The organism is Streptomyces sp. DSM 116793 (assembly GCF_057320905.1).
On record NZ_CM170494.1, the window covers coordinates 7,928,745 to 7,944,394 of the forward strand.

Sequence of the window (15,650 nt, forward strand, 5' to 3'; positions counted from 1 at the left end):
TGCTGTCCGGGGTCGTAGGTGAGGGTGAGCCCGAGCTGCCGGTAGATCTCCGCCCTGTCCGCCAGCTACGCTTGCCGCACGACGGCCGCGAGATCGCTGACGGGACGCCACGAGCCGGGCGATCTCGTCACGGGACATCCGGCCACCGGGCGCCCGGCCGCCGTACGCAGATCCGCTTCCGCCCGGGTGCGGCGGGCCTGGGTCTCGGCCATCCACTGGCTGACGGCAGCGGGGTCGGCACCCGCTTCGAGTGCGGCCCGGCGGGTGGCCAGTTCTGCGTCGCAGTCGGCGATGGCCGCACGGGCCCTCTCGGCGTTCGCGCCGTCGTGGTCGGGATGGTCGCGGCGGCCATGCGGTCGATGGTGTCCTCGAGGCGGTGGGGCAGGAAGAGCTTGGCGAGCCAGACGTCGAGCGGGGGCAGGATCCGGCTCTCGCGCAGGTAGACGTTGCGGGGATGGGCGATGCGGTTGGCGAGCGCGTACTCGTCGGGGTAGCGGCAGCGGTAGTGGGCCGAGCCGTGCGCCCAGTTGCCCTGCATCTTCCGTTGGCACAGGCCACACAGGAGCGCGCCGCGTAGCACGTATGCGTTGCGGGCCTTCTTCACCCCGGGGGCCGGAGACGTGCGGGTGCGGGATCCCAGGATGTCCTGGGCTTGGGCGAAGGTCTCATCGCTGACGAGCGGGGTGTGGACGGTCTTCTTGGAGAAGATCCACTTGTTCTGGGGGTTCCAGCGCATCGCGGTGGTGTAGGCGAGGGAGACGTCGTCGATGTCGAGCAGGACCTCGTAGGTGCGCCGGCGGTTCCAGATCTGGCGGCACCTCGCAGGAACTCGGTGAGGATACGCGCCACGACGGGTGCGGTGCCGGGGTCGGGGTCGGGTTCGAGGCCGTGGAGGCGTTTTCCGTCGGCGGCCTTGGCCGGGTCGGGGTGCGGGCCGAGGTCGGCGAGCCGGTAGCCGTTGGGCGGTCTGCCGCCGGTGTGGCGGCCTTCCCTGAGGGCCTGGGCGGCCATGACGGCGTGCACGCGGAGTTCGGTGCGGCCGCGTTCGCCCTTGGGCATGCCGCCGAAGACGGACATGATCAGGTCATGGCCTTCGTTGTCCGGGTCGATCGCCCCACCGACCTCCGGCACCCACAAGGGCACGCCGTAGTGGGTGAACAGCGGGAAGGTGGTGCCGAACCGGTTGCCGTAGAAGGCGCGTTGCGGTTCACCGATGACCACGGCGTCGAACCCGCGCCGTGGGTCGGCCAGCGCCGCCAGGAGCGCTGCGGCGTCGGGACGGCGCCTCCAGGGCAGGGCACGGCTCTGTCCGATGCCGAAGTACTCCCCGGTGATCGTGCCCGTGAGGGGTTCGATGGGGGTGCGGGCGCGGCCGAGTTGCCATTGACGGGACTCTCGGCCCGGCCGGCGGCGAGGACGGCGGAGGGCAGGTCGATGAGTTCGCCGCGTTCGCGCCAGGGACGGGTGGTGACGGCTACCGTGCCGCCGGGACGCAGGAGGCTTGGCGGCGTGGGCGGCGGAGCCGGGTACGCAGCGGTCGGCGCGCTGCTTGGGCGCGGAGATGGGGGCGGTGTTCCACAGGGAAAGGACACTGCGGGGTCTCCTCTGCTGTGGTCTGCGCGTGGCGGATCGCGGACAGCGCGATCAGGTCGCAGTGCACGACGTCGCGAGAGGCGTCCACGGGAAGAGCGCGAACGAGGCGGCCGCCGACCGGACGGGCGTAGACGACCACGATGTGCTGCAGGTAGCGAAGCCGGCGGTGCGGGCGCCGGCGATCAGGAGGCCCGAGCGGGTCGGTGAGGCGTCCGGCATCCCGGCGTTGGCGGGTGGCCAGCATCAGCAGACCGTCTGGCTCGATCTCCGTCCTCACTTAGTTGAAGAAGACAACCGTGTGCGTTGGGGGATAGTTGTGAGCGTTCGACTCCGCTTGGCGGCTGGCCCGCGTCAAGGGGCGCGCGGGTCGCTGACGCGCAGGTGTTCCGTTGTGGCCGCTCTCCCCCTCCTGCAACACCATCGCACCTGGTCGCAGCGGGTATGACGGCAGTAGCCGCAACGGGTTTCGCGTGACACGGTGGGCAGCATGACCCCTCACACGCACGACCACGACCACGGTCATGACCACAGCGGTCACAGTCACGACCACGGCGGCGGCCGGTGGGCGCGGCTGGGGCGCCGGGCTGTGCACATGGTCGCCCCGCACAGCCACGAGGCCATGGACAAGGTCGACTCCGCGCTGGAGACCTCCCGGCACGGCATGCGCACCCTGTGGCTCTCGCTCGCCATCCTGGGCCTGACCGCGGTCGTCCAGGCGCTGATCGTCGCCTTGTCGGGGTCCATCGCGCTGCTGGGCGACACGATCCACAACGCGGCCGACGCGCTCACCGCTCTCCCGCTGGGTATCGCGTTCGCACTGGGCCGCCGGGCGGCGAACCGCCGCTACACCTACGGGTACGGACGCGCCGAGGACCTGGCCGGCATCGCCATCGTGATCACCATCGCCGCCTCCTCCGGCTTGGCCTGCTACGAGGCGGTCCACCGGCTGCTGGACCCCCGCGACGTCACCCACCTGTGGGCCGTCGCCGCCGCCGCGGTGGTCGGGTTCGCCGGCAACGAGTGGGTGGCCCGCTACCGGATCGCCACCGGCCGCCGGATCGGGTCGGCGGCCCTGGTCGCGGACGGCCTGCACGCCCGCACCGACGGCTTCACCTCCCTCGCCGTCCTGCTGGGCGCGGGCGGCGCCGCGATCGGCTGGCGCTGGGCCGACCCGGTCGTCGGCCTGCTGATCACCGCCGCCATCCTCATGGTCCTCAAGGACGCAGCCCGCGAGGTCTACCGGCGCCTCATGGACGCCGTCGACCCGACCCAGGTCGACGCCGCCGAGCACGCCCTGCACTCCGTCGACGGTGTCCTGGACGTCGGCCAGGTCCGCATGCGCTGGATCGGCCACGCACTGCGTGCCGAAGCGGACATCGTCGTCGACCCGCACCTGACCGTTGTCCAGGCCCACGAACTGGCCGTCGCCGCCGAACACGCCCTCATCCACGCCGTCCCCCGGCTCACCGCCGCCACCGTCCACACCGACCACCTGCCACACGGCACCGACTCCCACGCCGCGCTGGCCCACCACGCCAAGGCGCCCTGAACCGAGTGAGCCTGCATCCAGCAACGTGGGGAGATCAACTGACCAATACCGTCCTAGGTGAGAGCAACCCCTGGCCGTTTTCAGCGAGCGCCATCACCCCGGACGGGAGCACCCATGTCGACGCTGCGTTCACGGGTACCACTTCCTCGTTCTCTCGCACGGCCTCCGGAAACGTGGCCGCCGCGGGTCCGCGACGGATTCTTGCGGAGGCTCCGTGGCCGGATGCCGCCTCGCCACATAGGGCACGGTCTGAGTCTCGTGCACTCCGGCCGGGCAGCGAGTCACGTTGTAGATCGGATGCGGCGTGCTGGGCATCCCGCCTGGTGGTGAACGTACTCGCGCACCAGGCGGAACCCGGCGTTCCAGGCCAGGAGGCGGCCGGCGCGGTTGTGCACCGAGCACTGCCAGCTGGGGATGTGGCCTCGCGCGACGATGCCGGCGGTCAGGGCTGTCCGGAAGGACGAGCCGTGGCCCGTCAGTGAAATGGGCAGCGGACTTTGGCCGCCTGGGCATTGCTTCGAGGACGATGCCGGCCGCCCTTGTACTTCGAATACTTCGACGCGAGGCCGCCTGCGTTGCAGTTGTGGAGCACGTCGCGGACCCGGTCGTGGCTGATGAACGTCCTCGGCGAGCTTCGCCTCCGCCATGTCCTGTGCGGACACCAGCACCACCTGGCCCGCTGCCAGGTGATCACCGAGCCGGTGCCGCGGCGGTGATCCGCAGCAGCCACCGGCCCTCCTCACGTTCGTCTCGCGTAGGCCTACGGCTTCGGCCGTGCCGCATGCTCCTACCCCAGTAGCCCGCCGCCAGCCGCCAGCTCGTCCTCGACGGCCGCGGCACGAAGCGCGGCGGCAGCGGCCGGTATCGGATTTCAATCCCGATGCTCGTCGGCCGGTGCCTTCAGCAGCCGGTCCAGCTCGTTCCCGGCCTCGTCGTATCCCGCGTCCGAGATTCGTTGCAGCTCGCGCAGGTCACCGGTCGCCACCGCGCGTCGGGTGAGCAGGAACCCGGCGTGCATGGACCCCTCGTCCAACAGTTCGCTCAGCTCCGCGAGGTCGCCGACTGCGTCGGCGAGGTCGGCCAGCCGGTCCAGAGCGGTCTCGTTGCCGTCATCAGCCAGAGCGCGCAGGGTCTCCCGATCGGCATTCATGTTCGCCATGACGCCATGCTGCAACCCTGCCCTAAGGGAAAGGTCAAGTGGGAGGATGGCCGCGTGATCACCATCGGACAGCTGGCCAGGTATGTCGGCGTGTCGATCAAGACCATCCGCGTCTATCACGACAAGGGCCTGCTCCCCGAGCCCGACCGCGATGCGTCCGGCTACCGGCGGTACGGGGCGAAAGACGCCATCGACCTGATCAAGGAACGCACCCTCGCCGAGGCCGGGGTTCCCCTGTCCCGTATCCGGGACCTGAGATCGGCATCCGACGAGGAGTTCCAGCAGGCGCTGCGCGACATCGACGACGAGCTCACCGCCCGCATCCATGGCCTGCGGGCAACGCAGGCGCGCCTGCGCCGGCTCGCCGCCGGGCGTCTGGCACCGCTGCCCACCGAGGTCGGCGCCCATCTGGAGCACCTGACCCGCTGGGGATTCACCCCTCGTTGGGTGGACCTGCAACGCGATCTGTGGATCCTGGTGTTCGCCACCCACCCGGACCGCGCGGTCATCCTGTTTCACGACCAGGCCGAGATCCTGGCCGACCCGGCGCTACGGCAGCTCTTCCTCGACTACGACCACGCGCACGGCCTCGATGCCGACGATCCCCGCCTCGACGATCTCGCCCACCGGATCGCCGAGGCGACCCGGGAACGCTACGGCTCCGACGAACCGCCCGGGCTGGACGCGGCTTCCGAGATCCCCGCCCTCATCCAGGGCACGGTCAACGCCTCGTCCCCGGCGTGGCGGCGACTCGACACACTCATTCGCGCGCAACGGGACGCGTGACTCGACGTGCACGGACGGTCCGGCTGCGCGCGGAAACCAGTCGGCGCGGGAACCAGTCGGCGTGCGGGAACCACAGGCCGTACGTCGCCCGATGCGGGGCTGACGGCGCCGACCGCCACTCGGCGGTAAGGAACGCGTCAACGCCATCGAGACAACCAACGTTTCTGCACACTGATGTGGCCAGAATGTGAGAACGCCGACGCCGTGGCGGCGCACGCCACGCCGGCCGGAACGGGGACTGCATCGGACCGGAACGGGGACTGCATCGGACCGGAACGGGAACTGCATCGGAGTGGAGAGGCGGCGTGCACATGGGGGCCGTGGCGGTACTCGTTGGGACGGTCGGGTTCGGCGGGATGGTGGCCGTTCTCGCGGGGCTCTTCGGTCTGCGTCAGACAAGGCGGGTGAGCAGGACCGGTGTGTTCGTCCGGGCCATGGTCAAGCGAAGCCCGGGACGGCACGGTCAGGGGGCCGAGCGCCCGCTGATCCAGTTCGTGACGGTGGACGGCAGGGTGATGGAACTCAGCTGTCCTGTTCCCTCCACCCGGCGACAGCCCCTCCACGACGGTGACAGGGTGCTGGTCGCCTACGATCCGGCCGATCCGCGAAGCGTCGTACTGCCCGGGCGGGAGCGTCCGGGCCCTGACCGTGTCTTCATCGCCGGTGGCGTTCTCGTCATCCTGCTCTCCGCGGCCCTGTTCGGTGCCGCCCTCACGAGCGGGTGACGGTGGCCGTTGCGGTGTCGCCACCTGATGTTCCGCGAGCCGCCTCTGCCCCTGGCCGGGAATCGTCTCAACACTGCGCAAGGTGTTCGCCGGGGCTCCGAGGGGGACACGACGGCTCCACTCGACCGGACTTCCCCAGTGCACTCCGCTCACCTGCGGCACCCGGCGCGTCAAGATGGTGTCAAGGTCTTCGCGACCAGCGACAAAGAAGCGCTAACAGGCGCCCCACCGGCACCCGGAGAGGCTTCGATGGGGAACAGCTATCCGTTTCCCCAACGGAGTTGAGCCAGTGAGCGGAGCGCGTCGACGGCGATGAGTGATGTACGGCCCGGACGGCTGAAGGTCTACCTCGGGGCCGCTCCGGGGGTGGGCAAGACCTACCGGATGCTCGACGAGGGGCGGCGCCGTGCCGACCGCGGTGAGGACGTGGTGGTGGCCTTGGCGGAGTGCCACGGGCGACCGCACACGGAGGCGCTGCTCGACGGCCTGGAGATCGTCCCACGTGCCCGCTGTTCGTATCGCGGCGCGCAGTTCGAGGAGATGGACCTGGCCGCCGTCCTCGCGCGCCGCCCCGAGGCCGCGATCGTCGACGAGTTCGCCCACAGCAACGTCCCCGGTGGTAACCGCAATCCCAAGCGGTGGCAGGACATCGAGGAGCTGCTCGCCGCCGGCATCGATGTCATCACCGCGCTGAACATCCAGCATCTGGAGTCCCTCAACGACGTGGTCGAGAAGATCACACATGTGCCGCAGCACGAGACGGTGCCCGACGACGTCGTCAGACGTGCTGACCAGGTCGAGCTGGTGGACATGCCGCCCGAAGGGCTGCGCCGCCGCATGGCCCACGGCAACATCTACGCCCCGGAGAAGATCGACGCGGCCCTCGCCAACTACTTCCGGACCGGGAACCTCACCGCGCTGCGCCAGCTGGCGCTGCTGTGGGTGGCCGACCGGGTCGACGAGGCACTCCAGTCCTACCGGGCCGAGCACGGCATCGGCAGGGTGTGGGAGACGCGGGAGCGGGTGGTCGTCGCGCTGACCGGTGGTCCGGAGGGGGACACCCTGATCCGTCGGGCTGCCCGGATCGCCGACAGGTCGGCCGGCGGGGATCTGCTCGCCGTGCACGTGGCCCACAGCGACGGTCTGGCGGCCGGGGTGTCGCACGCCTCGCTGGCCCGGCAGCGCCGGCTCGTCGAGGATCTCGGCGGCAGCTACCACTCGGTGGTCGGGGATGACATCGCCACCGCCCTGGTGGAGTTCGCCCGTGCGGAGAACGCCACCCAACTCGTTCTCGGTACCAGCCGACGGAGCCGCCTGGAGCGCTTTCTGACCGGGCCAGGCACGGGAGAGGCCGTGACCGAGCTGTCCGGTGACATCGACGTGCACCGGGTCACCCACGAGCGGGCCGGTCGGGGCACGCTGCTGCCGTCCCGGCGGCGAACGCTGTCGCCCGCACGGCTGGTCGCGGGGCCGGTGGCCGGGCTGGTCCTGCCCATACTGCTGACGGTCGTCCTGACGCACGTGCGGGGCACGGTGAACCTCACGAGCGAGACGCTGCTGTTCCTGCTCGCGGTGGTCGGGGTGGCCTGTATAGGCGGGGTCATGTCGGCGGTGGTCGCTTCGGTCACGGCATCGTTGCTGCTGAACTACTGGTTCATCCCGCCTCTTGGAGCCTTCACGCTGCACGATCCCAACGCGCTCCTGAGCCTGGGCGTTTTCGCTGTCGTGGCGGCCACCGTGGCCGCGGTTGTCGACCACTCCCTGCGTCTGTCACGGCGCTCGGCCCGCGCCACGGCGGAGGCTGAGACCATGTCCTCGCTGGCGGGCACCATCGTGCGCGGCGGAGCGACCATCCCGGCGCTGCTGGAGCGTACGCGGGAGACCTTCGGCATGGACTCGGCGGAACTGGTCGACAAGGCTCGCGACGCCGACGGGGTAACCGCCGTGCCCGCCGGTCCCGGCGCCTACCTGGCATTGCGCGGCCGCACCCTGTCCTCCTCCGAGCGGCGGGTGCTGGCCGCGTTCGGCGCGCACGTCGGTTCCGCCGTCGAGCGGGCCCGGCTGGCCGAAGCGGCTGCCGAGGTCGAGCCCGTGAAGGCCGCGGACCGCATGCGGACGGCTCTGCTGCGGGCCGTCGGCCACGACCTGCGCACGCCGCTCGCGGCGGGTTGGGCCGCCGTGGCCTCCCTGCGCAGCCGGGACGTGGAGTTCTCCGACGAGGATCGTGACGAACTCCTCGCCACCGCCGACGAGTCCCTGGCCAAGCTCAACCGACTGGTGGAGAACCTCCTCGACCTCAGCCGCCTGGAGGCGGGTGTCCTCACCCTGACCCTGCGCGCGACCATGCTGGAGGAGGTCATCCCCACGGCGCTCGCCGATGTGCCCGGTGCCGAGGTGGCGGACCTGGAGGAGATCCCGGCCGTGCTGGCCGACCCCCCGCTGCTCGAACGAGTGATCGCCAATCTGGCCGCCAACGCCGCCCGCCACACTCCACCCGGACAGAGGGTGCTGGTCAATGCCAGCGCCCTGGCCGGGCGGGTCGAACTGCGTGTCGTCGACCGTGGGCCCGGACTGCCGGCCAGGGGCCGGGACCGTCTCTTCGAGCCCTTTCAGCGGCTCGGCGACACCGACAACACCACCGGACTGGGACTCGGGCTCGCTCTCGCCCGGGGCCTGACCGAGGCGATGAACGGAACACTCACCGCCGAGGACACCCCGGGCGGTGGCCTGACGATGGTCGTGTCACTGCCCTTCGCCGGGCACGCCGCCGATGTCGGGCGTACCGAGGCGGCCCCACCCACCCGGAACACGCACCTGCCCGGTGCGCAGAACACAGGAGGAGCCTGAATGAGCGCCGGGACCGGCACATGGAGACTGCATCGCACAGGTGGGACCCGCGTCGTCCTGGACGCGTGGCCGCCGCGGGACCGCATCGCCCTGGCGGCGGGCCTGCTCGCGCCGTTCCTGGCGGCGCTCGCGCTGGTGCCGTTCCGTGCGGACCTTTCGCACACGAACGCGGCACTGATCCTCGTCGTGGTGGTCGTCGCGGTCGCCGCGCTGGGGAGCCGTGTGGCGGGCGCGATCGGGGCGATGTCGGCGGCGGCCTGGTTCGACTTCTTCCACACCCGGCCGTACGAGACCTTCGCGATCACCGCCTCGGCGGACGTCGAGACGGCGGTGCTGCTCCTGGCGGTCGGCGTGGTCGTGTCGCAGTTGGCGGCCCGCGCACGCCGCCTGGAGGTCATCACGGTGACGGACGCGGCTCACCTGGCTCGGATTCAGCGGACGGCCGACCTCGTCCGGTCGAGCAAGTCCGCGGACCAGGTGGTCGACCAGGTCCGCCATGAGCTGACCGAGTTGCTCGGCCTGCGTGCGTGCCGTTTCGAGTACGGCAGGCTGCTCGGGCAGCCGCCGCGCCTTCAGAAGGACGGCAGTGTGACGGTGGGCCGCCGGAACCGGGATCCCGGCGGCGGGGAGTGGTCCGAGGAGGAGATCGAGTTGCGGGCCTACGGAAACGGCCGTTACCTCGGGCGCTTCATGCTCAGCCCCGGGTCCGGGCCGGTGCCTCCGCTCCAGGCCCGCCTGGTCGCGGTGACCCTGGCCGATCAGACGGGTGCGGCCCTGGACACGGCGGGGCCGGTCGAGGCGGGCTGACCCCCGCCGTCGTTCCGGGCACGGTGTCGCTGGGTCCTACTCGTCAAGGACCCGTCAGAAAAAGGCCGTTGCGGCGCGAAGAAGCCGCAAGGACCGGCCGCGTCCGGCGGAAACGGAGAGATCCTTGGTGCGCCGCGCACCCTTCGTCGTCGTGCGCGGCTCTGGAAGAAGGAGCACGCACCGATGTCCGTCCTGACCATCGAGCCGGGGGCGACGCCCGCCGACGAGGAACCTCCCGATACCGGTGAGCGTCACCGGCTGACCGCCGTCACGGGCCTTGCCGCCCTCTCTCTGGACGCGATGGCGTCGGTGGCCTACGGCCCCGAGGCGATCGTCCTCGTCCTCGCCGCAGCGGGGGCGCACGGGCTCGGTTTCACGCTCCCGGTCACCCTGGCCATCGCCGGGCTGCTGGCGGTGCTGGTCGCCTCCTACCGGCAGGTGATCGCGGCCTTCCCGGACGGCGGCGGTTCGTATGCCGTGGCGAAGACGCACTTGGGCGTCCGCACCAGCCTGGTGGCGGGCGCCTCGCTGGTCCTGGACTACGTCCTCAACGTCGCCGTCGCCGTCACCGCCGGAGTGGCCGCGCTCACTTCCGCCTTCCCTGCCCTGTACGGGGACCGGCTGTGGCTGTGCCTCGCCGTGCTGGTGCTGATCACGGGGGTGAACCTGCGCGGCATCGTGGAGTCCGCCAGGGCGTTCATCGTGCCGACGGCCGTCTTCGTGGGGGCGATCTTCGCTCTGATCCTGGTGGGGCTGTTCCGGACCGCGCCGGTGAGCATCGCCACTGCCGCCGGCCATGCCTCCGTCCTGGCGGACAACGCCTCGACCGTGGGCGCTCTGCTCCTGCTGAAAGCTTTCGCCTCCGGGTGCAGCGCCTTGACCGGTGTCGAGGCCATTGCCAACGCCGTCCCTTCCTTCCGTGTGCCGCGCGTCAGGCGCGCCCAGCGCGCGGAGGTCGCGCTCGGTGCCGTACTCGGCCTGATGCTGATCGGTCTGTCCGTGCTGATCTCCCGCTTCCACCTTCAGCCCGTCCAGGGCGTCACGGTCCTCGCCCAGCTCGCGGATGCCTCGCTCGGTCACACCTGGGCGTTCTACGTGATCCAGTTCGCGACGATGGTCCTCCTGGCGCTGTCCGCGAACACCTCCTTCGGAGGCCTGCCGGTCCTGTTGAAGTTGCTCGCCCGTGACAACTACCTGCCGCACGTCTTCGCTCTGAAGGCGGACCGCCAAGTGCACCGGCACGGTGTGCTCGCGCTGGCCGTGGCGTCGGCGGCGCTGCTGGTCTTCTCCGGCGGGGACACCAACACCCTGGTGCCGCTGTTCGCCATCGGGGTCTTCGTCGGCTTCACCATCGCCCAGGTGGGCATGGTCCGGCACTGGCGTGCGGAGCGCGGGCAGGGCTGGCGCGGCAAGGCGCTGCTGAACGGGTTCGGCGCCCTCCTGACCGGTGTCGCCGTGGTCGTCGTCACGGCGACGAAGTTCGAGGCGGGTGCCTGGCTGATCGTGGTCGCCCTGCCGGCGCTGGTCGCGGTCTTCGAGACCGTGCACAGGGCGTACGGGCGCATCGGCGAGCGGCTGGGGCTCGGCCGTATCCCTCAGGCTCCGCACCGGGACCGCTCGCTGGTGATCGTGCCCGTCTCGTCCCTCTCCAGGCTGACGTCCGAGGCGCTGACCGCGGCGGCCTCCCTGGGGGACGAGGTCCGCGCGGTCACCGTCTGCTACCCCGATCCGGAGGACCGGGCCCACCTGCACGCTCTGGAGCGCGCCTGGGCAGAGTGGGACCCGGGTGTCCCCCTGGTCCGGCTGACCTCCGACCGGCGCACGCTCGGCCGCCCGATCGCGGACTACGTCCGAGACGTCGCCGCGAGACAACCGGCCACCCGGCTCACCGTGCTGATCCCGGAGGCGGAGCCGGAACGGCCGTGGCAGCGGCTGCTGCAGAACCAGCGCGGTGCGGTCGTCGCGCACGCGGTGCGCCGTGAGACCGACGCCGTGATCTGCCGACTGCGCTTCAGGCTGCGGTGACCTAGTTCGTCCCAATATCCCGGCCCCCTGCTCGCTGGTGCGGAGTAGGGGGCCGTATGAGTTCCGTCAAGGGTGGGCGGGCTGCCGTAAGAGAGCCGTCAACGAGAGGGCTGATCCGGCCAGAAAGGCGGTTTCCTCTATCCGTCCATTCTTCCCGAACCTCATTCCAGGAGTCGCGATGGCCGATCTGGCCTTCGTCGTCATCACGGTCGCGGTATTCGCGCTGGTGGCCTTCGTCGCCAAGGGGGTGACGAAGCTGTGACCGCCGAGAACGTCGTCGGCCTGATCGTGGCCGTCGCCCTGCTGGTCTATCTCGTCCTCGCCCTTATCTTCCCGGAGAGGTTCTGAGACAAGACATGGGACCCGTACTTGCCGGCGTGCTTCAGCTGCTCGCCCTGATGGGCGCTCTGGCACTCGCCTACATACCTCTTGGCACCTACATGGCCAGGGTCTACTCCTCGGACAGGCACTGGAGAGTGGAGAAGTGGATCTACAAGGGCATCGGTGCCAACCCCGACACCGAGATGCGCTGGCCCGCCTATCTGCGCGGTGTCCTCGCCTTCTCCGCGGTCGGCGTGCTCTTCCTCTACCTGCTCCAGCGGCTCCAGGGCATCCTGCCCCTCTCCCTCGGCTTCAAGGCCATCGACCCCGACCAGGCGTTCAACACGGCCGCGTCGTTCGTGTCGAACACGAACTGGCAGTCGTACTACGGCGAGCAGGCCATGGGCCACGTCGTGCAGACGGCCGGTCTTGCCGTGCAGAACTTCGTCTCCGCAGCCGTCGGCATCGCCGTCGCGATCGCCCTGGTCCGGGGCTTCGCCCGCTCCCGCACCGGTGAGCTGGGCAACTTCTGGTCCGACATGGTGCGTGGCGTCACCCGCATCCTGCTGCCGATCGCGTTCGTCGGGGCGATCGTGCTGGTGGCGTGCGGTGCCATCCAGAACTTCTCCGGCATCCACGAGGTCGGCCAGTTCATGGGCGGCTCGCAGCAGTGGAACGGCGGCGCGGTGGCCTCCCAGGAGGCCATCAAGGAGCTGGGCACCAACGGCGGCGGCTACTTCAACGCCAACAGCGCCCACCCGTTCGAGAACCCGACCCCGTTCACCAACCTCTTCGAGATCTTCCTGATCCTGGTGATCCCGTTCGCGCTGACCCGTACGTTCGGCGTCATGGTCGGCTCGGTCAAGCAGGGCTACGCGATCCTCGCGACGATGGCCGGCATCTGGGTCGCCTTCGTCGGACTGATGATGTGGACGGAGTTCGCCCACCACGGGTCGGCGTTCCAGATCGCGGGCGGGGCGATGGAGGGCAAGGAGGCGCGATTCGGGGTCGGTGCCTCGTCCATCTTCGCGGTGTCGACCACGCTGACGTCGACCGGTGCCGTGGACTCCTTCCACTCCTCGTTCACGGGTCTCGGCGGCGGGATCACCATGCTCGGCATGATGCTGGGCGAGATCGCGCCCGGTGGTACCGGGTCCGGTCTCTACGGCATGCTGATCATGGCGGTCATCGCGGTGTTCATCGCCGGTCTGATGGTGGGCCGCACGCCGGAGTACCTGGGCAAGAAGATCGGCACCCGCGAGATCAAGCTGGCGGCCTGCTACATCCTCATCACCCCGGCTCTGGTGCTCATCTTCACCGCCTTCGCCATGGCGCTGCCGACGCCGCCGCACTCGATGCTCAACAGCGGGGCACACGGGTTCTCCGAGATCCTCTATGCCTACACGTCCGGTGCCAACAACAACGGCTCCGCCTTCGCGGGCCTCAACGCGGACACGCAGTGGTTCAACACCACCATCGGCCTGGCCATGCTGCTCGGCCGGTTCCTGCCGATGGTCTTCGTGCTGGCGCTCGCGGGCTCGCTCGCCGAGCAGAAGCCGGTGCCGGTCACCGCGGGCACCCTGCGCACCGAGAAGCCGCTGTTCACAGGCCTGCTGGTGGGTGCCATCCTGATCATCACCGGCCTGACCTACTTCCCGGCCCTGGCGCTGGGCCCGCTGGCCGAGGGGCTGGCGTCATGACCACCGGAACCGAAAAACACGAGGACTCCATGTCCACAGCCACCCCGACCCGGGCGCCGCACAGCGACATGCCCACCGGGCACAAGCCCGCCGAGGGCCGCGTCGGCGCGGGCCTCTTCGATCCCAGGCAACTCGTCAAGTCCCTGCCTGACGCCGTCCGCAAACTCGACCCGCGGGTGATGGTCAAGTCGCCCGTGATGTTCGTGGTGTGGATCGGCGCGCTCCTGACCACTGTCTTCTCCGTGACGGACCCGGGCGATTGGTTCGGCTGGACCATCAGCGCCTGGCTGTGGCTGACCGTCGTCTTCGCCAACCTGGCGGAGGCGGTCGCCGAAGGCCGCGGCAAGGCGCAGGCCGACACCCTGCGCAAGGCGAAGACAGACACGGTGGCGCGCCGCCTGCGGGCGGGCAGCGGGGAAGAGGAGCAGGTGCCCGGCACCGAGCTCCGCATAGGCGACCTGGTGGTCTGCGAGGCGGGCGACATCATCCCCGGCGACGGTGACGTCGTCGAGGGGGTCGCCTCGGTGGACGAGTCGGCGATCACGGGTGAGTCGGCTCCCGTGATCCGTGAGTCCGGCGGCGACCGGTCGGCCGTCACCGGTGGCACGAAGGTGCTCTCCGACCGCATCGTCATCAAGATCATGACGAAGCCGGGCGAGACCTTCATCGACCGGATGATCGGCCTGGTGGAGGGCGCCGCCCGGCAGAAGACGCCCAACGAGATCGCACTGAACATCCTGCTCGCCTCGCTGACGATCGTTTTCCTCCTCGCGTGCGCCACGCTGCCGCCCTTCGCGGACTACGCCGGTACACATCTGACGATCGTCGTCCTGGTGGCCCTCCTGGTCTGCCTCATTCCGACGACGATCGGCGCGCTGCTGTCGGCGATCGGCATCGCGGGCATGGACCGCCTGGTGCAGCGGAACGTCCTGGCGATGTCCGGGCGGGCCGTGGAGGCGGCCGGAGACGTCTCCACGCTGCTGCTGGACAAGACCGGCACCATCACTCTCGGCAACCGCCAGGCCGCAGAGTTCGTCCCGGTGCGCGGCACCACCGAGGCCGAGGTCGCGGACGCGGCGCAGCTCTCCTCGCTGGCCGACGAGACGCCCGAGGGCCGCTCGATCGTCGTCCTGGCGAAGGAGAGGTACGGGCTGCGCGAGCGGCACCAGGGCGAACTGTCCGGTGCGGAGTGGATCGCCTTCACGGCGCAGACCCGCATGTCGGGCGTGGATGTCGACGGGCGCCGGATACGCAAGGGTGCGGCCGGATCGGTGATCGCCTGGGTGGGAGAGCAGGGCGGCACCGTCGCCGATGACGCGGACCAGATAGCCAACGGGATCTCCCAGGCAGGCGGCACTCCGCTGCTGGTGGCCGTCCAGGACGGCGACGGTGCCCGCGTGGTCGGTGTCATCCACCTCAAGGACGTGGTCAAGGAGGGCATGCGGGAGCGGTTCGACGAACTGCGCCGGATGGGCATCAAGACCGTCATGATCACGGGCGACAACCCGCTCACCGCCAAGGCGATCGCCGAGGAGGCGGGTGTCGACGACTTCCTCGCGGAGGCCACGCCCGAGGACAAGATGGCCCTGATCAAGCGGGAGCAGGCGGGCGGGAAGCTGGTCGCGATGACCGGCGACGGCACCAACGACGCGCCCGCGCTGGCCCAGGCGGACGTCGGCGTGGCGATGAACACCGGCACGTCGGCCGCCAAGGAGGCCGGCAACATGGTCGACCTCGACTCCAATCCCACCAAGCTGATCGAGATCGTCGAGATCGGCAAACAGCTCCTCATCACCCGCGGCGCCCTGACCACGTTCTCCATCGCCAACGACGTCGCCAAGTACTTCGCGATCATCCCGGCACTGTTCGCGGCGGTCTACCCGGGCCTGGACAAGCTGAACATCATGCACCTGGCCTCACCCGACTCCGCGATCCTCTCCGCGGTCATCTTCAACGCGCTGATCATCATCGCGCTGGTCCCGCTCGCCCTGAAGGGCGTGCAGTACCGGCCGGTGAGCGCGGACCGGATGCTCCGCCGCAACCTGGGGATCTACGGGCTCGGCGGCCTGGTCGCCCCCTTCATCGGTATCAAGATCATCGACCTGCTCATCTCCCTCATTCCCGGAATCGGCTGATCG

12 protein-coding genes and 1 pseudogene are annotated in these 15,650 nt (G+C 70.0%); 10 read left to right on the plus strand and 3 right to left on the minus strand.

From position 1 onward, the window contains the following. Positions 1-127: 127 nt before the first annotated feature. Positions 128-736 carry a recombinase zinc ribbon domain-containing protein gene (locus ACSMXW_RS31160; protein ID WP_485801235.1) on the minus strand — a complete coding sequence of 203 codons (609 nt, stop codon included), beginning with the start codon at positions 734-736 and terminating at the stop codon, positions 128-130. Between the two features lie 661 nt (positions 737-1,397). Further along, positions 1,398-1,499: pseudogene (locus ACSMXW_RS31165) on the minus strand (site-specific DNA-methyltransferase); the annotation flags it as partial. A 581-nt stretch (positions 1,500-2,080) separates the two neighbouring features. Here ACSMXW_RS31165 and ACSMXW_RS31170 point away from each other — a divergent pair. Together ACSMXW_RS31170 and ACSMXW_RS31175 are read left to right on the plus strand one after the other, a co-directional pair. Next, positions 2,081-3,142 (plus strand): cation diffusion facilitator family transporter, encoded by a 1,062-nt coding sequence (locus tag ACSMXW_RS31170; RefSeq protein ID WP_485801237.1) that lies wholly within the window; start codon positions 2,081-2,083, stop codon positions 3,140-3,142. Positions 3,143-3,681: 539 nt separating this feature from the next. Continuing rightward, positions 3,682-3,858, plus strand: a complete 177-nt coding sequence (locus ACSMXW_RS31175; RefSeq protein WP_485801239.1) for a hypothetical protein — start codon at positions 3,682-3,684, stop codon at positions 3,856-3,858. Positions 3,859-4,013: 155 nt separating this feature from the next. Here ACSMXW_RS31175 and ACSMXW_RS31180 read toward each other — a convergent pair whose 3' ends face one another. Further along, positions 4,014-4,301: a hypothetical protein gene (locus ACSMXW_RS31180; RefSeq protein ID WP_485801241.1), complete on the minus strand. Its 288-nt coding sequence runs from the start codon at positions 4,299-4,301 to the stop codon at positions 4,014-4,016. 54 nt (positions 4,302-4,355) lie between these two features. Between ACSMXW_RS31180 and ACSMXW_RS31185 the strand changes: the two genes are divergently transcribed. From ACSMXW_RS31185 to kdpB, 8 genes are all read left to right on the plus strand, one after another. Continuing rightward, positions 4,356-5,087, plus strand: coding sequence for a MerR family transcriptional regulator (locus tag ACSMXW_RS31185; RefSeq protein WP_485801242.1), 732 nt, complete (start codon positions 4,356-4,358; stop codon positions 5,085-5,087). 320 nt (positions 5,088-5,407) lie between these two features. Continuing rightward, positions 5,408-5,812, plus strand: coding sequence for a DUF3592 domain-containing protein (locus ACSMXW_RS31190; protein ID WP_485801244.1), 405 nt, complete (start codon positions 5,408-5,410; stop codon positions 5,810-5,812). A gap of 312 nt (positions 5,813-6,124) precedes the next feature. After that, positions 6,125-8,659, plus strand: a complete 2,535-nt coding sequence (locus ACSMXW_RS31195; protein ID WP_485801245.1) for an ATP-binding protein — start codon at positions 6,125-6,127, stop codon at positions 8,657-8,659. After that, positions 8,660-9,466: a DUF4118 domain-containing protein gene (locus ACSMXW_RS31200; RefSeq protein WP_485801247.1), complete on the plus strand. Its 807-nt coding sequence runs from the start codon at positions 8,660-8,662 to the stop codon at positions 9,464-9,466. Positions 9,467-9,649: 183 nt separating this feature from the next. Next, positions 9,650-11,491 (plus strand): APC family permease, encoded by a 1,842-nt coding sequence (locus tag ACSMXW_RS31205; protein WP_485801249.1) that lies wholly within the window; start codon positions 9,650-9,652, stop codon positions 11,489-11,491. 258 nt (positions 11,492-11,749) lie between these two features. Then, a complete protein-coding gene (gene kdpF / locus ACSMXW_RS31210; RefSeq protein ID WP_485801250.1) occupies positions 11,750-11,839 on the plus strand; it encodes a K(+)-transporting ATPase subunit F in 90 nt (29 codons plus the stop codon). An 8-nt stretch (positions 11,840-11,847) separates the two neighbouring features. Further along, entirely contained in the window at positions 11,848-13,512 is a 1,665-nt protein-coding gene (gene kdpA, locus ACSMXW_RS31215) for a potassium-transporting ATPase subunit KdpA (RefSeq protein ID WP_485801252.1), read from the plus strand. After that, on the plus strand, positions 13,509-15,647 hold the full coding sequence (gene kdpB / locus ACSMXW_RS31220) for a potassium-transporting ATPase subunit KdpB (RefSeq protein ID WP_485801253.1): 2,139 nt from the start codon (positions 13,509-13,511) through the stop codon (positions 15,645-15,647). Before kdpA ends, kdpB begins: the two co-directional genes overlap by 4 nt. Positions 15,648-15,650 lie beyond the last annotated feature (3 nt).